This window comes from Candidatus Erwinia haradaeae (assembly GCF_900698855.1).
GTDB lineage: Bacteria > Pseudomonadota > Gammaproteobacteria > Enterobacterales > Enterobacteriaceae > Erwinia_E > Erwinia_E haradaeae_F.
Genome location: NZ_LR217698.1, coordinates 357,184 through 383,921 on the forward strand (window position 1 = coordinate 357,184; position 26,738 = coordinate 383,921).

Genomic DNA, 26,738 nt, shown 5'->3' on the forward strand with positions numbered 1-26,738 from the left:
ACTGATACAATTAAGAGTATTCTATACTATTAAATTAGATTTATGGGTGTAATATACAATACGCATATTAAGATGAAAGAATAATAATTATCTATATATTTGGCATTACGTTATAATCATTAGAAGTAGATATATATTATCTATAAAATTTGTATGGATTTATAAAGTTTTTATATTTTTAAAATTAATTTTTAAAAAAGGAGCATTAAGTATATTTCTTGATTTCTATTCTAGAACAGATTTTTATTCAAATTTTAATATTTTTTTAATAAAATTAGTAGGAGTAAAAATATAATATCACTTGATTTTTTTATTTATTGTTATATATTGGTGAAATCATAAGTAGTTAGGGCTTTTTTGTATACTAGGTGAGGTGTCCGAGTGGTCTAAGGAGCGCGCTTGGAAAGCGCGTATATGGTAACGTATCGAGGGTTCGAATCCCTCTCTCACCACCATGATATTAGAAATATATAACATATCAATATGTTAGATTGATGTTTTTTTAATTGGGATTAAAGATATACAGATCAATATTCTATTGATTGGCGTTTATTATTTCAGTTAATTAAGAGGTATGCAGATTCAGTTAGAGTCTAGAGTCTTAATATAGATTCTATAATTTATGGTATAGATAATTTAGTATATATTTTAGAGTATTTGATTTCGATTCCAGGTGTTACGCTTTTATAATTGTGTGTCTAAGAGTTGAATCTTATTCATAAACTATAAGGGGGTTATTTTTATATGCTATGCTCATTATCTATATTTAATTATAGTATATTATTTTAAATAATAACTGATTAAAAAATTGTTGTTGTGTTTCTATATGATTTTTACTTGATTTCTGATTGTTTAGTGTTGGAGCTATTTATTTCTTCTAAATATAAATAAGATTTAAATTGTAAGATTTATTCATTAAAATTACTGAATTATTTTAATTTATAGAACAATTAAAGAAATAGTATATTATATGGAATAATGGATTGTATTGATTTTATAATCGATAATTTTTACATTGGATATTATCTAATAATATAAATAATTGTTATAGTTTACGTTATCTAGAAGTATTTAGTATTTTATCAAAAGTTAATCCGAAGTACTTTTATAGATTAAAAAATAAGTTATCTTAATTTTTAAATGTTTAATATGTTTAGTTTTTATTGTTTTCCATTTTTTTATTTATTTATTTTTTGTGTTTAAAAGTAAAAAATTTTATTTTAATATTTTATACTTTAGTTAGGAAGTTAATACAAGAAATTTAATTATTTATCATATGAATGATATTATCATATAAATTAGTGATCAGAATGTTCTATAAATTTTATTTATTATGCAAGTATTTACTTAATTGTGCATATATAAATGGATAAGATGAATTGCGTTTTGATAATTTTATTATTAATCTAATATTAAATACTATTATTTATTAGTAAAGATCTTCGAGTATATCTAAGTTTAGAGAAATGATACATAATTTAATTCCTAATTAAGATTTGTTTGAATAAAAAAAGATATGTTCATTAGATATGGTCAATATCTATAGATATTTTATTTTTTATAACTATAAAAAATTGAAATTAAAGAAGTGATTTACGATTTAAAATATGTGTAGCAGGTTATTTACTAACAGTTAGTTTTATAAAATATAGTATAAGATTATTGCATATAATAAATATTTTCATTGATATTATTATATTTATTTGTAGAGGTTACGATTTATTTATTAATAGAAGATCTTGTAATTTAATAATGATTATATCAAGTCTTGAGGAAAGTTGAGATTAGGATTCAATAGGTCTATGCAGATCTATCAGTTACATACTGTTTTATGTTGGACCAAATAGAATTTTTTCTTTTATTAGTTAATATTAATAAAATAAGCTAAGTGTTATTGTTATATAGTTTTATATCTATATAATTATAGATTATAAATATAAATTTTACTTTGTAACTGAATCGCTTGTTCATTGAGTTTTATACTAACTCATATGCAAATTTAAGTTAGTATAATAGTAACGTTAGAAGTAACCCTCTTGGTGGAAAAGTTAAAAATTTTTTATAAGACAATTGATTAGTCTAATATTAACTACATTTTTAGATTTTAAAGTTTATCAATTATATGTAAAACAAGATGGGTTTTAACACTATTATGATCTTAGTGTTGTCTTCGATCTATTCTGTAGAAATGATTATATATTTGAATCCTGTGAATGGGTAGGTTCATAAGTGTATATGATGGTGTTATTAAAGCTTATGGATGATGAATTTTTTATCTTTTAAGTTTGTTGTTAAAACATTATATTAACAGGTTGTGTAAGGATTGCTATAGTTCTAATGCTATAGTAGCTTGTAACTTACATTAAAAGTTATTTTTTTGTATTAATAGTTCATTATATGCACTAATTCTGTGAGATATATTTCTATGAGAATCCATTAGTAAAATAGAATCTATTAATTGTTCGTCAAGCGTTATTTTTCAATTAGCTGTTATTTAGTTGTAAACTAAGTGAAAATAACTGAATAAGACAATAGCTAACTTACTTATGTCTCATTCTCTGTAATAATTTTTAGTTGTTATCATTATTTTATAAACCGTATAATTTTCTGATTGTTCATATGTTACAGGAGAATTTGTTTGGTTTATAGTCTGTAGTAGTAATAAGACTGTTAATCACCTAAATCTTTCTGTAGTAAGAGTTTATGCATATGAGTGGTTTTAGTCTCATTAACAAATTAGATTAACTCTAGTATATTTTTAATGTGTTTTTTACGAGAGAAAGAAGATCGTTATCCTGATGAAATCAAGATAACTTTGATTAATAACATTAGGATGTAATTTTAAAAGATTGTATTAACAAGTTCGAGAAGATTTATTAAGGGTGATGTCATAATTCCCTAGATGTCATTAAATGGAGTTAAACAGTTATTTTTTATTATAATTTTGTCAATGGGTTTTTAGTAACAGTTTGATTTTTCTGATAATTTTAATTGTGTTATATTAGTCGTATTATATTGATTATTTTCTTAATATATTAATTTTTCTATTTTTATTAAATCGATATTAAGTTGTTTTATAACCTAAGGCTAAGTTATTTAATTTCATGATTACGCTAGAAGAATACAACAATTAGCTAGAATTTAATTTTTCTTATAATTTTGGAAATATTTTTGAAGATCAACATGTTGTTATGTTTTTCCTCATGTAATTAATCTATTAATATCTAAAATATAAATATGTTATCCTAAATTTTAGGACTTATAATAAAGAATCTTTTATCTATTTTATAGATCTAATTAAATTTGAGTCAATTTAAATATAATTTAATATAGTCCTTTTAAAAAATATTTATTTTTTTAGATTATTTTACTAATCATAACAAGATTATATAAAGTTCAAGTAAATAACATATGTCTACTCATAGATAATAGTAGGACTGATTATTATATAGATCTACAGTTATTACACTGTCTTAAATATTTAAGATTAATATAATCTAATCAAATATAATGATCAAGCATGATTGGTAATCATAATCATAGAGAAGTAGATATATTTATATTATATGGGTTTAGATTATACTATTATATTTTTAGTTGGTATTAAAATTAATTATTTAAGAATAAGAGATTAAGGTTGCTTATTTTTATAAATATATTGAGTGTACTAAATTGGTTCAATTGCTTTTATCAATAATAAGTAAAAGTATTATTATATAATACTTATGAAGTATGTATGTATGAAATTCTTTTCACCTAATATGTTTATACACAAAAAGAGGATATAATAGAAGAAGAATAAAAAATGAAATACGCTAGATAAAATCTATTTTTATAAATAATTCTTGTCAGATGTAAGATAAAGTGCCTTAAATAGGTAGAAATAGATTTTTTTGAGTATCTTGGTAGTTATGGAAATCAATTTTTATAACAATTACAGAAATCCAAGATTCTGATTTGGATCAGATAATAATTTCTTATATTGAACAAGATATAACTTTATACCAACAAGGTTGATATATCATAGTTATTTTATTTAATGGTGCTCTATTATAAGTGGGGTAGTATTTAGTTTTTCTACCTGTGCTTGAAGTATCAACTAAGTATATCCTATATATTAATATTTTAACGAAGATACCCTATCCTGTTGTATACAGAACAATATGAACAAAAATTTTAGGAATTTTTATATGAAATCACGGGGAACAGATGATAGTATTAGCATCGAAACTAGATAAGTATAGAAATTAACATGCTGGAATTAATTTCCTATTATGTAGTATGTATTTATCTTGGACAATGTATAAGTGGATGGTATATCTATACTATATGTTTTATTTGATATATTTAATACAATAAATAGAATTCAGTAGATATTATGTAATTAAGTTTTAAGGAGTTAGTAACGTTATGGCGATAATTGGTATTTTTTTTGGTAGCGATACAGGGAATACAGAAAATATTGCAAATATGATTCAGAAGCGTCTTGGTAAAGGAGTTGCGCAAGTTTTTGATATTGCACAAAGTAGTAAAGAAGATGTAGAGAATTTTAATATTTTATTACTAGGAATTCCCACTTGGTATTATGGCGAACCACAGTGTGATTGGGATGATTTTTTTCCGACGTTATCTGAAATTGATTTTACTGGAAAGGTGGTTGGTTTATTTGGTTGTGGAGATCAATTAGATTATTCTGAATATTTTTGTGATGCAATGGGAATAATACGAAATATTGTTATCTCAAATTCTGCGGTAATGATAGGTTATTGGCCTAGTCATGGATATGTGTTTGAGGCATCTAAAGCGATAGTTAATAATAATTATTTTGCTGGTTTAGTTGTTGATGAGGACAGGCAGCCAGATCTTACAAAAGATCGTGTGGATCAATGGGTGCAGCAAATTTCTTTTGAACTAAATTTACCAGAAATTATTGCAAAAACTATTATGTAACTAGAAAAATAATTTTTTAGTTCATAATCAAAAGCTCTTTATGTTTTTTTATCTTTCTAGCATTTAAGAATATATATCTTTTACGTGGATATATATGATTGAGATACTATTAGTGTATTCTTCTGATGAAGAAGAATGGATAAGAATTTTATAAGGTTTTTCGTTGATGGCAAGTTTTAGTAACATGATTAATTATTGTCTGAATATTGTCAGATAAAATTATTTAATTTGATTTTTTTAAATATCTATATTTTTTATTTTCTATAGTAAGAATCTAATTTGGAATTAGATAGAATTTAGAATATAATTAGTGTTCATAGTGAATATCACTATTATCATAATAGGTATAGCTATCTTTTGAATAGATAGATATATAACATATAATTTAATTAAATCTTAATTGATATATTTAGACGATATAATTTATTATTTTATCTAAAATTCAAAAAAAATGATCCTCAATATTTATAATTTAATATTAATTTTAATGTATATGCATTTTGTGTGATAGCGTACAGAGAGTATGGTGATTTATATTTACACCATCTTATTATATTTTGAGATAGTTTATAAATTCATATTTAGGTGATATATGATCATATCATTATTGATATGTATTTTTAATTTTTATAAAAGTTTCTTTTTTTGTTGATTTTATTTTTACCCTAAATGTGTAATTTAGAAAAGTATACAGTAAACATAGAGTAATACAACATTGTCAATATTTTATATTAACATTAATTCGTAATAAGATAGAAGTGAAAATATTAAGTATATCTCAAAATGTAGAGAGATTTTATCTATAATTCTGATCAATTTATTGTTATTATCAGATAATCATGGAATTATTTATTATTCAGAGCATTCTTAACTAAATTAATCCTATTAGTTAGATAATCTACGGTTTTTCTACTTTGCTATTAGTCTATCAAGAATATTGATCATCAATTTTCTAAAATTATATAAGAGGTTCATACAACTATATTTTATCATGGTTTAGTGAGGAGATTATATTGAAGTTATATATATATGAACATTGCCCATTTTGCATTAGAGCTCGTATGATTTTTGGTTTAAAAAATATTCCTATGGATTTAATAGTTTTAATGAATGATGATGAATATACTCCAAAATACATGATTGGAAAAAAAATGGTACCGATCTTAATGAAACAAGATGGAAGTTATATGTCAGAGAGTTTTGATATTATTATGTATGTTGATGCTTTGGATCAAACATCTTCTATTATTGGTCAGCCTAGATTATCAGTAACTAATTGGTTTGAGACTGTGAATGGCTATGTATACAAACTTCTTATGCCTTATTTACCTATACCATTGTTCTATGAATTTTCTACTTTAGAAGCGCGTCAATATTTTGTTAATAAAAAAGAGGCCACTTATGGTAAGTTTTCTAAACTAAAAAACAAACGTCTAGTTTTAATTAAAGATCTGAATGAGGATTTATGTAAGCTAGATTCATTAATGATATACCCGAATACAATTAACAGAGAGCTATCTTTTAATGATTTTCAGATTTTTCCATTGCTGCATTTACTACATTTAATTTCTGAAATTAAATATCCGTCATCTGTGGAGAATTACTATTCGTACATGGCTAAAAAAACAAAAATAAGTCCCCTTTTCACTTGAACTACTAAAAAAGGTTACTAATCAATAGTTTTGATATATTGTTATGATATCTTACCTTAAGTATTTTAATGTCATTAATAGATTTTTTGATAGATCATTGCTAATGGATTCGATTTGATTTTATATCAAATGAGCTAGCTATAGATATAGAATCTTATTTAAATTTTAGAATTATATTATAATTTCTAGTAAGTAAAAATTTTAAATAAAAATATATTTATTGATTACTCATAATATAGGTAGATCAAATGTTTGTAGAGGGAAGATATAGTTAGTTTGATTATTCTGTTTTAAGGAGTTTGTAGATTTCTATGAGAGATAGGGTTTACTTTATTAGTGTAGAATATCTATTTAAGATAGGTTAAAAGAATTAGATCTATAAGTTTTGATGTATATAAAATTAAATATAGTATTTTTTATTTAGTTAAAAGTAATTTCTTAAAACTAAGATTGCTTTGTTATGAGTTATGACTGTTAATTTTACGGAGTATACTAAAATTAGTAAGGCCTAATAATTTTATTTGGTTTTTATTATTATTCCAAATAGTGTATATATGGTAGAATACTTTTATTATTTTTTATAAATATTTTATATTACAGATCAGTTGATTCACAATCTTATTTATCGTTAAGTGAGTAGTATTATACTAGATTTATTTATATTGAGTATTAGAATATTTTTATTCATTTGAAATTTGTTTTTACAGTTATGATGACTACATTTGATTCGGTTTAAATAATTTTAAAATGCTCATTGTATATAATTTTTTATAGATTTACTTGTTAAAGTTTTTGATTGGATGCTATAAATTATATGTAATAATATATGACTAACATATCCATGTTATTTTAGTATAAATTTATAATTAAGTTATGATTAAGGTTTTTCACTTTATGAAACGATTCTGTTTAGATAGAATTTGATGACTTTTGGTAAGTTATTATGTGTTTCTAAGTCATCTTAATTCATTATTAGAAAGAGAAATCTTCTAGATGGTGTTAACATTAAAATTAAACAACATTTATTGTACTATAATACATGATTAGTGGGTTTATTTTATAACTATTTTAGTTAATTAGAGTAACTAATTCTTGGAAAAGATAGATTAGTCCAGACTGGAAAGTTCTTGGATTTTAAAGAAATGTTTAGGAAATCTTCTTACAATCATAGTGGTTTAGATAAGCTAAGATCTTCATTTTTTAATCTATATTTTCATTTGATTTTTTTATATTACAATAAAAAGTAATTTAGATAAAAAATTCTTTTGTATACATGGAGTAAACTGTATTTTTATCTTTTTATGCATTCAATATCAAAAAGGATAATATTTTTTAACTTTGATGATATATGATAATTATCATAATAATTTTATAATGGTATTATTATATGTATTTGTATTAATTGTGAGAATAAGTTTTAATGAAGAAGAAAGTATTATTTCCTCTAAGTTTCTACAATCTTTGTATCTTATTTGGATAAAAATTTTTAATGAGTATCATAGTTAATACACAATCTAATTTCGATTAGTTTCTCTAATGTGGACTAAACCTAGAAGAGATAAAATATTTATATTTTTTATACGCTTAATAAAGTTAATTCCATTAATTCTAGAAGAATAACAGGAACAGAAGAATAATATAATTTCTTGTTTTGGGTAAGGATTGTAGTCGTAGAAACAAGTTTGAATAATTTGAGTCATATTTTCTACAATGTAAACATAATTACATTAGTTTTTTATAGAGCAGGGATAAAAATTTATATGATTTTTGTTTTTAATTATATAATTTAAATATTTTTTAACAAGAATTTTCACAGTTAAAAAGATTGTGTTTAATATCTTACTTATTTAGATGTATTACTCTTAGACTTTCAACTAACTATTATAAAAGTCTAATATCTATATTTAACTTATTATATTTAATTTATTATTTTTATACATTTAATTTATTAATATGATTATCTTGTATTCTATTTTATAAATATTTTACTTTTTAATAAAAATTTTTTATTTTACATTTATATATGATTTGGTAATTATAATAATAATATTAAGTTTAAATATAAAATATATTTGAGTATGGTTATAAAAATTAATTAAAATATATTAAAAATATTGTTTTTTTATAATTGTATGATGATTATGTAATAATATCTCTGATGTTAATTAGAAAATAAAATTTATTATTAAATATTTAATAACGTATGTAGTATTTTTTTAGTGATTGATTTACTGAATTATTTTCAATGTATGTTATGAAACAATTGGTTGTGTTATATCATCAACAAGATGAATAATAATTTTCTTCTAATCTGTAGTTTTTTTAAAAAACTTCAAATTATCATAGTTGATTGAAGGCGGTAATATTATCTTTAATAATTAGATATAGATACCTTTTGTAATCAGAAAAATATTTTAAGATTATGATTGTAAAATATGAGTCTTCTCTTAATGAGAGAAATCTTATTTTCATATTTTAGAAAAAATCTTTAGTAAGAAATTTTATAAATATTTTAATCTGTTAATTTAATTTGTTATCTCTTTAAGAAATTATGAAAATATGATAGATAAACTCTTTAGTATAAGAGAATTATTAATTCAACATGTTTATGTAATCTATTGAGTTAAAGAGTTATATAATTATATTGAGATGATATAACGATCATATAATATGCATTATTAATTGTATCATTAGATCTAGAGTAATTACTCTTGGAATTTGGTTTATCACAATTATGGATATTAATACTTAAATAAAGGAGATAGCTATTTTTATTAATTTATTTAATTTTTTTAGAAAAAATGTGTTATAAATTAGAGTTTATTCTTTAATTTATATTTTTTGATTCAAGATAGATGATTTTTTTTTAGATTTTGATATAATTAAATTTCTTGAATCAAGAGAAATTTTGATAGAAGTAGTTAAACATTGAATAAGTAAGGAAAATAAAATATTATGATACGTATTGCTCTGTTTCTTCTAACTAATCTTGGGGTTATGGTTGTTTTTGGTTTGATTCTTAGTTTAACAGGTGTGCAATCAAGTAGTATGACAGGTTTGCTGATTATGGCGGCTCTCTTTGGTTTTGGTGGGTCATTTATTTCACTTTTGATGTCAAAGTGGATTTCTCTTCGTTCAGTTGATGGTGAGATAATTAAAAAAGCAGGTAATGATACAGAACGTTGGTTATTAAAAACTGTTAATTTGCATTCTAAATCAGTAGGAGTGTCTATGCCAGAAGTTGCGATCTATCACGCTCTAGATATGAATGCATTTGCTACTGGAGCACGACGCAATTCTTCATTAATAGCAGTTTCTACCGGTTTATTAGAAAATATGACTCGTGATGAAGCAGAGGCGGTATTAGCTCATGAAATTAGTCATATAGCCAATGGTGATATGATTACGATGACATTAATACAGGGTGTGGTAAATACATTTGTAATATTTATATCACGAATTTTAGCACAGATTGTAACAAGTCTTATGCCTGGTGACCGCGAAGAAGATGAGAGTAATCATGGTCATCCTATAGTCTATTTGATTGCTTCCACGGTTCTTGAATTAGTATTTGGTTGTATTGCAAGCATGATTACCATGTGGTTTTCTCGCTATAGAGAGTTTCATGCTGATGCTGGTGCTGCTCATTTAGCTGGACGTGAGAAGATGATTTCCGCATTACAGCGTCTAAAAACTAGCCATGAACCAGAAGAGGCTGGAAGCATAATGGCATTTTGTATTCATGGTAAATCTAAATGGATCAGTGAATTATTTATGTCACACCCTTCGTTAGATAAGCGAATTGAGGCGCTAAGAACTGGAAAAGGATTGTTTACTAGATAATACTTTTAGCGTATTCGATTACTTTATTCAAATATGTTATTAATATTATATGATTTCTAAGTTTCAGTTAATATTCATTAATGCATTAGTATAATTAATTATCATTTAAGATGATATGATATTATAAATAAATACAGTAGTAGTTTAGATAATATTTCTAATTATAAGTATAAGAATGTTCTTTTCTTACTTCATATTATAAAGAATTTTCTTCTAACCAACTTTCCAATATAATAACTGCAGCTATAGAATCAATATTTCGTTTACGAAAAGCTTGATATCCTTCACATTCAAATAATGTTGAACGCGCTTCTTTAGTGCTTAAGCGTTCATCATGCAAAGAAATTGGTATATTGTAACGATGATGTATGGAGTGAGAAAATTTTCGTGTGCATATTGTTATTACCTGATCACTGCCATCCATATTGAGCGGAAGCCCTATTACTATATGATTTGGTTGCCACTCTTTGAAGAGTATATCAACTTCATTCCAATCTGGTTTACCATTTTTTGCATTCAGAACGTTTAATGGACATGCTGTTTTAGTTACGTTTTGTCCGCTAGCAACTCCAATACGTCGCATTCCAAAATCGAATGATAATAATGTTTTATTGTTCACTAGGCATGACCCGCTTCACTAACAATATTATAAATATCCACACCAATATTTTTTGCTGCTTCACGCCATCTATCTGCTATTGGTGTATTAAAGAGGACGTGCGTATTGGCTATAGTAGTTAGCCAAGCATTATTCATTAATTCTTGTTCGAGAGGGCCTTTTCCCCAAGCGCAACAACCGAGAGCTACTAATATGTGTTCTGGTTGTTTAGAAGTTCCTAATGTCTCAAGCACGTCACGAGAGGTAGTCATTACCGTATTTTCTGATACTTGGATGCTAGAAGAAAAAGTTTTTTGTGCTGAATGCAAAATAAAACCTCGATCTTCTGCTAATGGTCCACCTGCAAATACTGGTGTAGTTAATTTTTTTGTATTATCTTCATCTTGAACTGGTTCAATTTTTAGTTTTTTTAACATATCTTCAACCATAAAATTATCTATAGGTTTGTTAATAATAAGACCCATAGCTCCATCAGAATTATGCTCAAAAATATAGACTACCGCCCGTTTAAAAAACGGGTTTTGAAGCGTTGGCATAGCAATTAAGAAATTATTTTGTAAATTCATACTAAATTTTTCTATAGTTTAGTCATGCTAAGATGATCGAGTTAGCATGATGTAAAGGGTTTTTATTCTGTAGGAATATACTTCGTTATAGAGGAAGCATTAAGTATTTTTTTTTCGATAGAATTCATTAACATATCGGTAATAGAAATTGGAAATGCAGCTTCAATTTCACGAATACCAGTTGGACTTGTAATATTAATTTCGGTTAGTTTATCACCTATGATATCTAATCCAACAAAAATCAACCCATTTTTGTTAAGAGTTGGGATTATCTTCTCTACGATCGTATAGTCACTGGAAGACAGGTGACGCACTTCACTATAGGCGCCAGCTGAAAGATTACCTCTTGTCTCACCGGGTTTGGGAATACGAGCTAAGCAATATGGCACAGATTTACCATCTACTATAATAACACGTTTGTCACCATCTTTTATAGCTGGTAAGTAAGCTTGTGCTATACAATAGCGAGTATTATAGTTGGTAATAGTTTCAATAATTACCGAAATGTTAGGATCTTTTGGTTTGATATAAAAAACAGATGCACCACCCATTCTATCCAAAGGCTTAAGTATAATATTTTGATGTTTTTTCCAGAAAATTCGTATTTGATCAGAATTTTGAGTAACTAATGTTTCTGGGATCAAGTCAGGAAACCATGTTGTAAATAATTTTTCGTTATAGTCACGCAAGCTTTGTGGTTTGTTAATAATTAATGTACCTTTTTTTTCAGCGCGCTCAAGAATATAGGTAGCATAGATAAATTCAGAATCTAAAGGTGGATTTTTTCGCATTAATATAACGTTAAGTTTTGATAGTTGAATGTCTTGTTCTTGACTAAAGGTAAAAAAAGGATAACTATTATTAATTTTTAGTATGCGAGTTCGTGCTCGTCCTTCATCGTTATGTAGATACAAATCAGAGATCTCCATATAATAGATTTCATAACAACGTTTTTGAGCTTCTTGTAGCATTGCTAAGGTGGAGTCTTTATTAAAATTAATTGAAGTGATTGGATCCATTACTAATCCAAGTTTGAACATATTTCTCTCCACTATTAGCGTTATTTGTAATATTTTTTGAGAATCCAAGTTAGATTATTCTCTTTTTATTATCAAAAATTTTTTTTCTTTCAGATCTATTTTGAGACCTTACTATTTGTTTACAAAGTGTGAAGTATTGAGGTATATAATATATATATATCTTTTATAGAAAGTAAAACGTTTTAAATTTTATGAATTAGGCTATGATCATTTAAGATTAAATTAGTATAAGTAGGTTTATCTTGTTTAGTTTTAAATAAATTCTTTTGATTTTTAATTTTTATAAAATTTATACATACGTATAACAGAAGTATCTTATATATTCTACTATTATCATTTCTAGTGTAATAGTTATATGATGTATATCAATTTATTTTTTATTAGAAAAATCAGAAATTATTTAATGAGTTCAATCTTATTTCTTTTGCTCTAATAGATATTAGATTTTTATAGAGTTAGTTGTATGTATTAGATAATTACAGGTAACTTGAATTAAGTATTTGGTTTATTTTTTATTGATATTCATGGTTGGAAATTTATATTTCAGTATCTTAATGATTTTTAATCAGAAATGAACAGAGTGCTCATTTTTGTAATCTATATTTTAATAAGAAGGTGATAGGTGATTTTATTTATGTTGTAAATCTATAGATGAGTTATAAGTACAGCCTAGACAAAATTGATATTAGATCATATTTTGTATAAATTATATAATCAATATGATATTGTTTAAGATTACTAAAATTACTAATCTTTTTTATGAAATTTGGATATCTATTTATAATAGATGTATTATTTATTCAGGTATATTTATATGTGATATATATCACATGATTTATTTTTCATATAGAACGATTCTTTTTATACAAGAGTATGAAAAGATTGATTATATATAAAAATATATATTTTTAACTAAATCAGACAATTTTTTTATTAAAATGGTATATAAATTATTATTAGTCAGTTCTAAATAATCTAACATAACTAAAAAGTATCTTTTCTTATTGAGCAATATACTGAAAAAGGTATATATTAGGTTTTTTTATATTTTGTATTCTTAGTAATAGTAATTATTTTATTTTTTTATTTATTGATTTTTTTGTTATAGTTATTAACTTAAAAAATGAATATCAATTTCAATATGAGGATTGTAGTTTAACACAATAGAAACCATTGATTGACTGATATTTTAAAGCTTAGACTATAAAAATTGATTTTCATATAAAATAAACAACTACAGTTGTTAATAAAACTGAAATTAACTCAAAAATTAAGGAATTTTCTATTATTTTTTTACGTAGATCTACATTATAGATATTAATAATGTATTAGATATAAAAGTATTTTAAGATATTAGTTTTTTATAAAAAATCAGTATTTTGTACAAATTTTTTCAAATTATAGTAAATTATTCATACAATCAAATATATTGGAATTTTTTCTACATCAAAGTTTTTCTTGTTATCTTTCAAGATAAATTTTTTATTTAAAAAATAAAATAATAATAAGATTATGAAACCCATCTTATCCAGATAAGTAGTAATTTTTAACTAGATAACAATACTGGATTAGTAATGGTTTTCTCTTATTTCTGTGAAATTTTGGATATTTTCTAATTCATTAATAATATAATTATTATAGAGATTAATATGTGTTATATAGTTTTTGTAAACATATGACATTAATTTATATATCGTATGTAATATGATATTATTATATAGTGATATTTTATCATAAAATATATTGAATTGTAATAAAAATAGAAATATTTTAATTACTTGATAATAATTGTAACCGATGATAGATATTGATATTATGGATATACTTGAAAAATATATTACTTTTTAGATTAAAAACAGATCATCTTAAAACTTACAATGTATACATTTCTAATATGGACAATGAGTCTAAGAATGATTTTAAGTTAAAATTTTATCCTTACATTTTTGATATAAAGATATATGATCTTATATCAATTATGATATGATGTCAATAATCTTAGAGTGATTTTAGAAGAAATAATATTTTATATAATCTTTCATGATTATCAAAATCAAATTTTCTATTATTATAAATACTCCATAATTATTTTAATATGATTGAGTGTTTTAATGAGTTTTATCAAGTTATACAGATATCTTGTCTCTATAAGACATTTCTTTAAACATTATTAAGAATAACCTTATTATTATTTAGATTAATTCAAATTCAGATAACAAGAGAGGTATGCGATCTAGATTATCATATAGTTAAGTTATAGCGTAATAGTTATGGCTAGGGATTGTTTTTTTAATAAGTGAAGTAAGATAAGTTTATTAATTTCAGGTTTGTTTCAGTTAATGTTTAAAGGCATAGAAGAAAGATTATAAAAATATAGTTCTGATAATGTATCTGAACAAAAATTCATTCATATTTATTTTAATACAGTGATTTATATTAAGGATTTTTAGAATAAATCAATAGATGAATAAAGATATACTTATAAATTAGATCAATTCCTAATTATTTTTTTATTTTTTTTAGTAATTACTTTCTTAGTAAAGATATTGTCTTTTATCTTGATAAATTTAATTTCATTCAAATTATATTTTTCTGAACTATCTAATTAATTCTTTATTAAAGTCATAATTATATTATAAACATTATTTATTTTAAAAAATAATATTTATCTTATATAATAATTTGATTTTTTATAAATATCATATCCATGATATCATAAGAAGAATATTAATGAATATTTGTTATTATGGAAAACAGTTATTATTTTAAATATTTCGAAATAATTAAAAAACGATATTTTAAATTTGTTATGAAAAATATTTATATATATTGTATTAGAATTTTAATAATTAATTTTACGCTTATTGTCTATAATTGGATAAAAAGTGAAATGTTAGATTTGAATAGATATTTTATATTATGATTACTTATTTATTTGGCACTAGCTATATTATATATAGACTAATATGGAGATATAAAATCTTATATTATACTCGATAATCATGGGTGTTATGTAAAAGTTAAACTATGTATTTTCTTTTGAGTTAAGTAGTTTTTAAGACTGGTAGATTATTCAACTGGTGAAGACGAGTTTTTAATGTATTTATAAAATAGAGGTATTTTAATATCATGAAATGATTATTATGTCATAATATCTATTTTCTATTAGGATTGATATATAACTATTTTATTTTTTTAAGCTAAACAAGGTTTTATTTGAATGAAAAGTTATTTTATTTACTGATTAGTTAATCATATAGTTTTTAGTGGAATCAAGTTGGAGATATATATTTTATCTTTTTCTAAACAAGAGGCAAAATGTTATTAAGTTATAAAAGAATTTTTATATTGGTACTAGAAGTGAATCTTTATATAAAACAACATGATATTGTGATTTGGATGTTATAATGTCATTCAATCGATTTTTTAGGAGCATCAGGTAGTTCCTTATTTCTTTTAAAGACTATCTCTTATAATAAATTATTTAGCATTTATTTTAAAAATAAAATTATTTTAAATAATATGTGGCAACTATACATTAGTAATAGTAATATTTTTAGCTATTTATAACATCTATCTCTATTATAAAAATATTTTTCTTTCTATATTAAGGTAAAGTCTCTGTAATTAACTTATAATTTCTCTTAGAAACTATATGATATATCTAATAATGGTTATGAATGAAAATCTCTGGTGCAAGAGTATTGCAAGAAATTTTCGTAATTATTATTTTTTATTAGATGGGATTGGTTTTGGGATCAGGATTTTAAACACTGATAGATTAGTAGTTATTTGTGTTAAATATGACTTATAACTATCAAGAGGTTTTTAAAAAATATGTTTTGTAAGTTGCATAGTGATTGAAATGGAAATATATCTGGTTTAAAAATACTCTCTAGTATAGAAAAGTAAAAATCTTTAAATATTGAGATAGAGCTTGTCATATTGTATTTTATGTTTGAGAATAATCAAAAATTATTAATGTTTATTGTATATATTACAATATCAAAGATTTTACTGAACAAATATTGAGAAAGTTTAAAATATGCATAGATTTATTAGAATATTTTCTTGTGGTGTTAGGTTTTAACTTAGATTTTATGATATTGCTGAGGTAATATTTGGTATGTTTTTTCTGAACGATTGGTATTAAACTATATATATTTTAAATATATGATCTATCTTAATATTTTTTAAATTTTTTAGATTAGTTATTTTTGAAGTAATTTCGGTTCAAAAAGAAGTAATGTATCGTTTTTTTAAGATCATTAATTTTTAGTAATAACATGATGGTGATTTTTATAATTAATATTAATTTTCATATAGAATATTATTCGGAGTTTTTCTAAATCTAAGATTGTAATTGTTATGAGAAGAGGAAAGGTTATAAATTACATTTATCACTTATATTTTATGTAGATTGATATCTAACTCTTTTATCAAAAGGTAGATTTGATTTTACAGTAAATATTATTTTTATCTCAATTGTGATTTATAGTTTTAGATATTATGAACTTTGTTATTTTTTTTGGAAAATTAATGAGATTAAAATAACATTTGTATGTTATTAATGGGGTAAAAATGAACCTGATAATAGACAATAATACAATAAAAGATACATTAATAGCTACGTTAGCATTAAAAGAGGCCCATGTTAGTAGTAATGGAAGTCATTTTCAAATCATTGCAATTGGTGATGTCTTTAGTGGTCTGAGTCGCGTTAAGAAACAGAAAATAGTCTATGAGGTACTAACAACTTATATTACTGATAGTAGGATTCACTCTGTTTCGATCAGAACCTATACTCCTGAAGAATGGGTGCGTTAATATGAATCAAAAGAGATTTATTTTTTCAATTTTTTTATGATATTGAATTATACATAATATGTGACGTATATTTAGAGTAATGGTTTGTTTAATAACCAGAGGGTAGTGGTCATGGATAAATTTTGCATACAAGGTCCTACCCAATTAAATGGTGAAGTGCTTATCTCTGGCGCTAAGAATGCTGCATTACCCATCTTATTTGCTTGCTTGCTTGCTGAAGATCCGATTGAAATTCATAATGTTCCAAAGTTGAAAGATGTAGATACAACTATACAGATCTTAAGTGAGCTCGGTGTTCAGACTAAAAAAAATGGTTATATATGTTTAGATGCTAGTCAAGTGAATATATATTGCGCTCCTTATGAGTTAGTAACTACTATGCGAGCCTCAATTTGGGTTTTAGGTCCTTTAGTTGCGCGTTTTGGTCAAGGGCAAGTGTCACTACCTGGTGGTTGTGCTATTGGAGCCAGACCAGTCAACCTACATCTTATGGGTCTGAAAAAATTAGGTGCTAAGATTACGATGGAAGAAGGCTGTCTGAAGGCTTCTGTTAATGGCCGCCTCAAAGGTAGCCATATTATTATGAATCAAGTGAGTGTTGGCGCAACTATAACTATTATGAGCGCTGCAACCTTAGCCACTGGTGTGACTATTATTGAGAATGCTGCCCGTGAACCGGAAGTTGTTGATACTGCTAATTTTCTTAATATGTTAGGGGCGCGAATTGAAGGAGCGGGGAGCAATCGTATCACGATTATGGGTGTTAAGAGGTTAGGAGGTGGGATATATCAGGTAATTCCTGACCGGATTGAAACAGGAACGTTTCTAGTTGCAGGGGCAATTTCTGGCGGAAAGGTTATTTGTCGTGCAGTACAGCCTGATACATTAAAGATAGTTTTAGAAAAACTATATGAAACCGGCGCTGATATTAAGAAGGGTAAGAATTGGATAAGTTTAAATATGCATGGTCAGCGTCCTAAAGCAGTTAATTTGTGCACAGCACCTCATCCTGGTTTTCCTACTGACCTTCAAGCGCAGTTTAGTCTTCTTAACTTTGTAGCTAAAGGATCTGGAATAATTACTGAGACGATTTTTGAAAATCGGTTTATGCATGTACCACAATTAATACGCATGGGTGTGCAAGCTCAAATTAAGGAAAATACGTTAATTTGTCATGGTGTTACTAAGCTTTTAGGTGCTTGTGTGATGGCGACTGATTTGCGTATGTCAGCAAGTTTAGTTCTTGCTGGATGTATTGCTGAAGGGATAACTTTAGTTGATCGCATTAATCATATAGATCGTGGTTATGAAATGATTGAGGATAAACTGATAGGGCTTGGGGCTAATATTAAGAGAATAAAGGGCGGTTAAAAGATAATTGGTCATTAATTTGATACGAAGACTTTGATAAATATAAGAGATTTATATCGGATTTTAATTGGATCTTGGATAATTATTTTTAAATAAAATTTTTAGAAAGGGTAAATCATATGTCAGATTTACTAGTGTCATATTATATATTAAGAATTATTATTTTTTAGAAATATTCTTAAATCCTATTTATTATTTATAGGAAGAATATACATATTTGTATATTCTATTGTTGTAGTTTTCTATAACTATATAACCTGTATAAATCAGTCTTTATTTTTAGATAAAAACTGTATTTGATATAATTTGTAAATATAGATATTAGTTATTGATATAATATATAATATTTTTTTATATTGCATTTAATATAAATGTTTTCTTTTGTAATATAAGTCTATGATGATCTTATATATTCCAAGTGACTAGATACGCGTGATATATTTTTATAATTCCCATATTAGTAAGAATATAATATTGATTTATAGTAATATATTTTTTAGCTAACAGAGAAACTATACTTCCTTGACTCTAGAAGTTTGGTTCTAGAGAGTTGATTCTCGTTTTAATCAAAAGTTTATAATTTATTTTTTTGATTTGGTCACTATATATCTATAGTAATTTTTTGGTGATATATGGTTTTAGATGTTGATTTCAATATTTTGATGTTATGAGCTAAATAGTATTGAATATCATACGATATATCTTTCTAGAATTAAAGATCTAGAATATGTATTGGAATTAGATTTCATAGTTTATATAATAGATTTTATAATTTTAAATTATCTTTATAGGCTATCTATTTACATAGAAAAGGTGGTTATTAATTTTTAATATCAACTTTTTGATGAATTTATGTGAGTTTTGGATTTTATTTTTTAGATGGATAATTGTAGTTATTATTATGATGCAATAAATTAGATTCTATCTAAAATATTACAAGATAGAGTTTTAAATATTAAATATAATTAATTGATACTACGTAGTAGTGAATTAGCTTTTATTTTTGACAATGTTTTATTATCTACTTGTTTGACGATTACTGCACAATTTATACTATATTGTCCATCTTTAGAAGGAAGACTTCCTGCAACTACTACTGATCCTGCAGGCACTCGTCCCAAATAGATTTGACCATTAGAGCGATCATAAATCTTAGTACTTTGTCCAATATACACTCCCATTGAAATAACAGAATTTTCTTCTATAATCACTCCTTCGACAATTTCGGATCGTGCTCCAATAAAACAGTTATCTTCAATAATAGTTGGATTCGCTTGTTCTGGTTCTAGCACTCCTCCGATTCCAACACCACCGGATAAGTGCACATTCTTACCAATTTGTGCACAAGATCCTACGGTAGCCCAGGTATCTATGACCGTACCTTCATCGATGTATGCGCCAAAGTTAATATAAGATGGCATCAAAACAGTATTTTTTGCAATATATGCGCCATAGCGTACTGTGGCTGGAGGAACAATCCGGAAGCCACCTCTCTTGAAGTCTTCATAAGAATATGAAGAAAATTTCATAGGTATTTTATCATAGTAATAACTTTCTCCGCTAGATATAATTTGATTTTCATATATACAAAAAGAAAGAAGTATTGCTTTTTTCACCCAATCATAGGTAATCCATTGATTTTGGATTTTTTCAGCGACGCGTAATTTACCGCTATCTAGTAAAGAACTTACATGACAGATAGCTTCACGTGTTTCTGTATCAACAGTTTTAGGGGTAATTTCTAATCGCTTTTGAAAAGCGGTTTCAATAATAGATTTTAGTTGTTTCATGAATATCTTACCTGATTAAAGCGTTTGTTGTTATTATTAAGAGATAGTTGATTAGTTTATTACTGAATTATATGACAGATTTTGAATCTAATTAATTATTAAATGTATATAGTTTTTTTAAATATGTATTTTAGTCTCTTTATACATTTAGTAGATGGTATTTTTTGGAAAATTTTAAGTTAGCTTCTTCTCTATTTTATGATAAGTGGGATCTTTTAGAAGCGTTATTAACGAGTTTAGACGAATATTACTTATTTTAATAAAACTGTATTAGTCTCTCTGTTATTGTCTGGATTTTTTAAAGTAATCTGATTTATTAGATAAATAATTTTTATATATAAAGCAATACGATCATCCTCGTTTTATATAAAGGGTATATTTTTATTGACTTTTAGTTCGAATCTATAAAAAATAACTACTTTATTTGAGTTCTATACAAGGAGCTTTATGGATAGTAGACTTATGAGAGAAAGAATTAACTAAAGTTAGACTTTTCTCGTTTTGTATAAAAATATAAGATATTTTTTTCTTTTGTAAGATTGAGTGTTAAATTGAGATTAATTTTATTTTATGTTTATTTTAAATATATTGAATTAAAGATAAGAATTTTCTAGTTAACAGATTAATATATTTTAGGTTATTCACATTATTAGGTGTTGTAAAATATGAAAAATCATAAATTAATTAATTATTTTATATTTTTATTTTTTTGAATTATTGATAATTCTTTTAGGGTGCAAAAGTAAATCATATCCTAAAAGATTATTTTTAACTATTCTGCATGTTTTTATTTTTTTTTAATTACTTGATAATAAAAAACTTTTGTCAGATTAAATTATTTGAGTAATTGTAATTATAAGATTATATCTCTAATTTAGAGTCTCTTGAATACTGTTCAAATAGTATATGATTTATCTCTAGATTATATACCTTTACAGCGTTTAGTCTTAGAGATAACTCAATATTGTTCTATATATTCTTGATGAATTCGAGTATCTTTATGTTTATATAAGATCTAATATAAAATTACTTAGCTTTATATATTTTATCGGCTACGAAAGACAACTCGTCCTTTACTGAGATCATAGGGAGTTATCTCAACAGTGACTTTATCACCTGTAAGTATACGAATATAATTTTTTCGCATTTTTCCTGAGATATGTGCGGTAACTATGTGACCATTTTCTAATTCAATTCGAAACATCGTATTCGGTAGTGTGTCTAATACGACACCTTGCATTTCAATGTTATCTTCTTTAGACATCAAATCCTCTAGGTCAATACCTTAATTTGTAAAGTAATTAAATCTATATTAACTGTTTATATATTTCTATAAATATGCTTAAGAATCATTGATTGATTATTTTCTTTTTTATTGTTAACTTACAATTATCGAGTTAAATATATTGTCCATGAATATTATAAAAGACACAGATAAATGGTTACATCGTAGATGACATTAGATTTTATCCTATGAATGTTTGTATCTTAGGTATACTTATTTTTTATTTGTATCTTAGTATTTCACATAACTGGAATAATTCCAACATACAATTTTTTTAAATATTCAGACTATCTGTTCATCGTGATTTGATATGTGAAAAATCTTCTAGAAAAATCAATATACTGAGATAGAGAAAATAAATAGCATATAATAGATTTTAAATATTTGTATAGATTAAAAGATTAATTAGTGACTAATTTTTTAACAAAATTTATCTTATATAAGAATCAGGATTTGTCAAAAAATATTATTTTTTATTGATGTATAATTGTGTTATATGAACAGATAGGATATGCTTTGTCTATTCTTATAATTAGAGTCAAAAAAAATATTATTTAATTCATATTGATTAATGATAAAAAATTAAAATGTCGCATTTATTGAAGATTTGTAATCATTTCTCTTGAAGCAATAGCTCTTAATTATTTTTGAAGTCGAATTTTCAATGTGATACAGGTATTCTAACATTAATTTCTATTAATTTATAATGTATATTTGTATATCAAGCCATTCGATTTCTTTCATAAATTAAAGTATTTGATGAGTATCAGTATGATTAAATTTTTTAAGAAAAATTGGACTAGATTTTTATTAAAGATTTAGTCATGTACTGATAATAAAATTATTTAAGATAGAAGATAAGCGTTACATGCGTCATAGTGTGTATGTGAGAATGTTTAGATTTGAAATAGATATGAAAAGATTTAGGTGATCTTTATAAAAAGATACATGTAATAAAAAATATACAATTTATAATTGTAATATTGATTTTACCTATATTGAAGTAAGAATCAATGATTTTACTTTAAAATAAAGATTTATAAATAATTAAAGAGGATATTTATTTTTTTATAAAAATGATTATAGGGTGACTTCATACGTTACTTACTTATTAATTAAGGACAGATATTCAGCAATCTTTCTGTTGTTATTAGATGATAAGCAAGATAAGCACGATTGTGAGTATAAGTTATTTAGAAGAGAAGCAGTCTATTTTAATACTTATATTTAGACAAATACCGATGTCTAGTCTTTGATTTAAATTACATAGTGGTAAGTATAATGATTGGTATCATATTTTGATCTAGAAGATTCAATTGTATTTTTAATAAAATTATTCTAACTTACATAAGAATTATAGTTGTATTATACTGAATATTATTCAGTCGAGATAGATGCAAGGATATTTCTCTCTTAGAGAATGCGTTTCTTTTTAAGACTATGCATTGTTTTTACTTAAAGAAGACAGCATATTCTTATATATTTTTGTATAGTTTAGTAGTTATTAATTGATTTAAATCATGCACATATCAATCTTCAATTCTATTAAATCTTTAATTGAAGTATTAGAGTATTTATACATATTTTATATGTAGTAATCTTGATTGAACAAAATTAAATAATAATTGAAAATTAAATATATTGTATAAAATTTATAATTTTAAATATTGTTATATTTTCTTAGTTTTTCGTATGAATTTGTCACAATAATAGACTTTAAAAGTCTATATTCCTTATATAAGGAATCATTTGATTTTTTACTTAAAGAAAACTTGTAAGGTATGATAAGATGTTGTTTATATCTTTTGATATAAACATTAGACGATTTTTCTTGTTAGAAAGGACGGTAAGTTTGTGAAAATTTGTGCACAGTTTTAATAAATATCTTTGCATTTTCTGCTGACAAATCCTGATGGATTCCGTGACCAAGATTAAATATATGCCCTGTTCTATATCTATAATCATCAAGAATATTTTTCACTTGCTGCTCTATTCGCATAGGAGAAGCATATAATATTGATGAATCCATATTTCCTTGTAATGCAACCTGATTTCTAACTCTGAGTTGAGAATCTGCCATATTTGTAGTCCAGTCGATACCAAGTGCATCACAACCAGTTTTAACCATTTTTTCTAACCATTGTTCCCCCCCTTTAGTAAATAAAGGTAACGGGTATATAACGATATTCGTTATTCATTTAATAAGCCATCGATAATTTTATGCATATATTGAAGAGAAAATTCCTGGCAAATTCTTCCAGTCAGAAGACCGCCCCAAGCATCAAAGATCATCATAGATTGAACTCCATCAAGGATTTGAGCATTGAGATACAAGATAACGCTATTTGTTAATTTATCTACATGATATGTAGAGTTTTTGGTTCTGAATACATCATTTTTTTATTTTAGAAAATACTTTACTACTTCTACCTTCAATCATATAGACTGCTAGTGTCCATGGGCTTCCAGAAAAACCAATAAGTGGTACTTCATCATACAGATTTTTGCGAATAGATCGAATTGTATTCATGAGGTATCCTAAATTTTGTTCAGGGTCAGGAATGGATAATTTTTCTATATCAGAACGATTAGTAACAGGATGCGAAAAATGGGGTCTATTGTGATCGGTAAAATATAGATCAAAACCCATTACATTAAGAACAGTTAAGATGTTAGAGAAAAGAATGACTGCATCTAAAGGATAGCGTTGTAATGTTTATAAGGATATTGCGTAAGCAAGATCAGGATTTTTATATAAAAAACATAAAATTTCCAGAAACAGCACGTATAGTTTTATACTCTGGTAGGTATCTTCCCACTTGGCGCATCATCCATGCAGGGATAATATTAACGGGCTGACGTAGTAAGGTGCCAAGATAACGGTCATTTTTCAATTTACTCATTATTTGGTTCTATTTTGAAAAAAAATAAATGTATTGAATTATTTAGAATAATCAATGATCTATTATATCACTTTTTTATTTTTTTACTAAAAGTAAAATAATTATTACTATAAATACAGACTTAAACAATTATTTTTTATGAGTTAATAATCTGTATAGAGAAAACGACTTAAATATTTTTATTTAAGATTATTAAAATCTATTTATATTAATATATTTATCACTAATTTTTGAGATTATAGCGCTATGGATTTACTTTTCTGGAAGTGTTTGATGATTGCAATCTTATTGCATCACAGTGCTATATAAAATATTATAACGGTTTTATAGAATAGATTAAAATTCTATTATTAAAATAATTCGGTAATTTTAGAGCATCTTTTTAGATTATCTGGCGAATATTGAATTATGTCATTTTATTATCAAAAATTCAATAGAATCGAAGTACACAAGCTAGTTAGACCTTAGTTGATCAAGCTCAATGAGAGAATTACTAGGTGGTATGAGCCTTTTAGTGGATTTAGAGGGCTCTTAACATATAATAGAGAAGAAAAGGAGATACCTTTTCTTGAAAGAAATTTGGTATAAAATGGTTGAAAACTTTAAAATGATTAAAATTTATTAATTTTATTACTAGATCGAGAAAATACTGAATCAATCTATAAAACTGAGAGTTAAAAATACAATATTGAATCTAATGCAGTCAAAGTTTAATTAGAAAAAAGTTAATATAGTATGATATTCATATATAAGTATAAGATCATATATAGGATATAAAATTGCTTTTCCAGTTTAGTTTGAGACTTCAAAGTTATTAGATAGGGTAAAATTATATTGATAATATATATCTTTGATATAAGAAATAAGATTTTATGCTATGTGTATCACTACAAGAAGTAATTGATTTACGGTATAGATAAATCTTATTTAATTGATTAAGTATGAAAAATAGAACCTTATGTTAAGAGTAGAGCGTCAAGAAGAACGATGATAGACTTATATTATAGAATATTTAGAAAAAGACAAAATATAATTAGCATTGTAATGAAGGTTTTAAAATAAAAATTTTAATTTAATTGGGTCTCTAATGTTATTTGATTATGAAATTAAATAGAGTGATCTTTAATTATTAGAGTCCAAGGTAAAGCTATCTAAATTATAGTAAAAAATTTTGAGTGATTTAATTTCTTTTTTTGAAAGAAAAGAGGAATTAATTATTATATTACAATATGTATATTGTTAATAATATATACGTAATAGTAAGATTTTTTGATTGTATTCTGCCAAAAAAGTGAGATTTTTAATAACAAACATTAAGTGTGCATCTATTTACATTCATTTTTTTGATATCTATAACTTAATGAATGAATTATCTTGGTAAGATTCAGGTTTGAATTGGCATATTTATTATACCCTGATGGTATTACGGTATAATAAAATAAGCGCGTATTAAAAAATTTTTTATTTCTGTATTTTTAGTATGATCATTCTCTTTGATGTAATTAATTTAATTAAAGACAATAATAACTTATTAAGGTAATATACCAAATATTGAGAGAGATACAAAATCAGTAGAATGTTATATCTTATCTAAAGAAGCTTATCTCTGATAAGTAGAATCTTAAATGCAATGTTCTTGATTTATAGTTTGTTTACAGAAAGTTCTGTTTTCACTATTAATTATAATAAGAAAATTATTTTTTTTATTTTTTATTTTTCAAATTCTTCTATGAAAGACGTTTAATCATATAAGAGATTGTTTTTATTTTTTAAAAAAGATTATATTTCATTAAGTTTATTTATATTATTTATTGATAGATAGTGTGTTATGAAAATCTAGATTATTTGAATTATTCATTTTTTATAATTATTAGTTCTAATAAAAATTTTTA

10 protein-coding genes, 1 tRNA gene and 1 pseudogene are annotated in these 26,738 nt (G+C 24.6%); 6 read left to right on the plus strand and 6 right to left on the minus strand.

Annotated features, from left to right (window positions below):
* Positions 1-367 precede the first annotated feature (367 nt).
* The 4 genes from HACICURT3053_RS01050 (at position 368) to htpX (ending at position 10,445) form a co-directional block, all read left to right on the plus strand.
* A tRNA-Ser gene (locus tag HACICURT3053_RS01050) sits at positions 368-455 on the plus strand.
* A gap of 3,955 nt (positions 456-4,410) precedes the next feature.
* The gene (fldA, locus tag HACICURT3053_RS01055; protein ID WP_157991912.1) at positions 4,411-4,950 is read left to right on the plus strand and encodes a flavodoxin FldA; all 540 of its coding nucleotides are present in this window, start codon (positions 4,411-4,413) and stop codon (positions 4,948-4,950) included.
* Between the two features lie 1,013 nt (positions 4,951-5,963).
* Positions 5,964-6,602, plus strand: coding sequence for a glutaredoxin 2 (gene grxB, locus HACICURT3053_RS01060; protein ID WP_157991913.1), 639 nt, complete (start codon positions 5,964-5,966; stop codon positions 6,600-6,602).
* 2,955 nt (positions 6,603-9,557) lie between these two features.
* On the plus strand, positions 9,558-10,445 hold the full coding sequence (gene htpX / locus HACICURT3053_RS01065; protein WP_157991914.1) for a protease HtpX: 888 nt from the start codon (positions 9,558-9,560) through the stop codon (positions 10,443-10,445).
* A gap of 196 nt (positions 10,446-10,641) precedes the next feature.
* Here htpX and ruvX read toward each other — a convergent pair whose 3' ends face one another.
* The 3 genes from ruvX to gshB all read right to left on the minus strand — a co-directional run bounded on the left by ruvX (position 10,642) and on the right by gshB (position 12,670).
* Positions 10,642-11,064: a Holliday junction resolvase RuvX gene (gene ruvX, locus HACICURT3053_RS01070; protein WP_174233916.1), complete on the minus strand. Its 423-nt coding sequence runs from the start codon at positions 11,062-11,064 to the stop codon at positions 10,642-10,644.
* Complete coding sequence (locus tag HACICURT3053_RS01075; protein WP_157991915.1) at positions 11,064-11,630, minus strand: YqgE/AlgH family protein; 567 nt, start codon at positions 11,628-11,630, stop codon at positions 11,064-11,066. The genes ruvX and HACICURT3053_RS01075 overlap by 1 nt, the downstream gene beginning before the upstream one ends.
* A 62-nt stretch (positions 11,631-11,692) precedes the next feature.
* Entirely contained in the window at positions 11,693-12,670 is a 978-nt protein-coding gene (gshB, locus tag HACICURT3053_RS01080; protein WP_157991916.1) for a glutathione synthase, read from the minus strand.
* A gap of 4,581 nt (positions 12,671-17,251) precedes the next feature.
* Here gshB and HACICURT3053_RS01085 point away from each other — a divergent pair.
* Together HACICURT3053_RS01085 and murA are read left to right on the plus strand one after the other, a co-directional pair.
* Positions 17,252-17,497, plus strand: a complete 246-nt coding sequence (locus HACICURT3053_RS01085) for a BolA family protein (protein WP_414973881.1) — start codon at positions 17,252-17,254, stop codon at positions 17,495-17,497.
* A 111-nt stretch (positions 17,498-17,608) separates the two neighbouring features.
* Positions 17,609-18,868 carry a UDP-N-acetylglucosamine 1-carboxyvinyltransferase gene (murA, locus tag HACICURT3053_RS01090; protein ID WP_157991917.1) on the plus strand — a complete coding sequence of 420 codons (1,260 nt, stop codon included), beginning with the start codon at positions 17,609-17,611 and terminating at the stop codon, positions 18,866-18,868.
* Between the two features lie 965 nt (positions 18,869-19,833).
* Here murA and dapD read toward each other — a convergent pair.
* The 3 genes and pseudogenes from dapD to hemE all read right to left on the minus strand — a co-directional run bounded on the left by dapD (position 19,834) and on the right by hemE (position 24,846).
* Complete coding sequence (gene dapD / locus HACICURT3053_RS01095; protein ID WP_157991918.1) at positions 19,834-20,658, minus strand: 2,3,4,5-tetrahydropyridine-2,6-dicarboxylate N-succinyltransferase; 825 nt, start codon at positions 20,656-20,658, stop codon at positions 19,834-19,836.
* Between the two features lie 1,045 nt (positions 20,659-21,703).
* Positions 21,704-21,922, minus strand: a complete 219-nt coding sequence (infA, locus tag HACICURT3053_RS01100) for a translation initiation factor IF-1 (RefSeq protein ID WP_157991919.1) — start codon at positions 21,920-21,922, stop codon at positions 21,704-21,706.
* A 1,855-nt stretch (positions 21,923-23,777) separates the two neighbouring features.
* Positions 23,778-24,846, minus strand: a pseudogene (hemE, locus tag HACICURT3053_RS01105) (uroporphyrinogen decarboxylase).
* Positions 24,847-26,738: the final 1,892 nt, after the last annotated feature.

Coding starts and splice junctions, on each gene's coding strand:
- HACICURT3053_RS01085 (WP_414973881.1), top strand. CDS start 17,252: ATGAACCTGATAATAGACAATAATACAATAAAAGATACATTAATAGCT.
- gshB (WP_157991916.1), bottom strand. CDS start 12,670: ATGTTCAAACTTGGATTAGTAATGGATCCAATCACTTCAATTAATTTT.
- infA (WP_157991919.1), bottom strand. CDS start 21,922: ATGTCTAAAGAAGATAACATTGAAATGCAAGGTGTCGTATTAGACACA.
- dapD (WP_157991918.1), bottom strand. CDS start 20,658: ATGAAACAACTAAAATCTATTATTGAAACCGCTTTTCAAAAGCGATTA.
- HACICURT3053_RS01075 (WP_157991915.1), bottom strand. CDS start 11,630: ATGAATTTACAAAATAATTTCTTAATTGCTATGCCAACGCTTCAAAAC.
- murA (WP_157991917.1), top strand. CDS start 17,609: ATGGATAAATTTTGCATACAAGGTCCTACCCAATTAAATGGTGAAGTG.
- htpX (WP_157991914.1), top strand. CDS start 9,558: ATGATACGTATTGCTCTGTTTCTTCTAACTAATCTTGGGGTTATGGTT.
- fldA (WP_157991912.1), top strand. CDS start 4,411: ATGGCGATAATTGGTATTTTTTTTGGTAGCGATACAGGGAATACAGAA.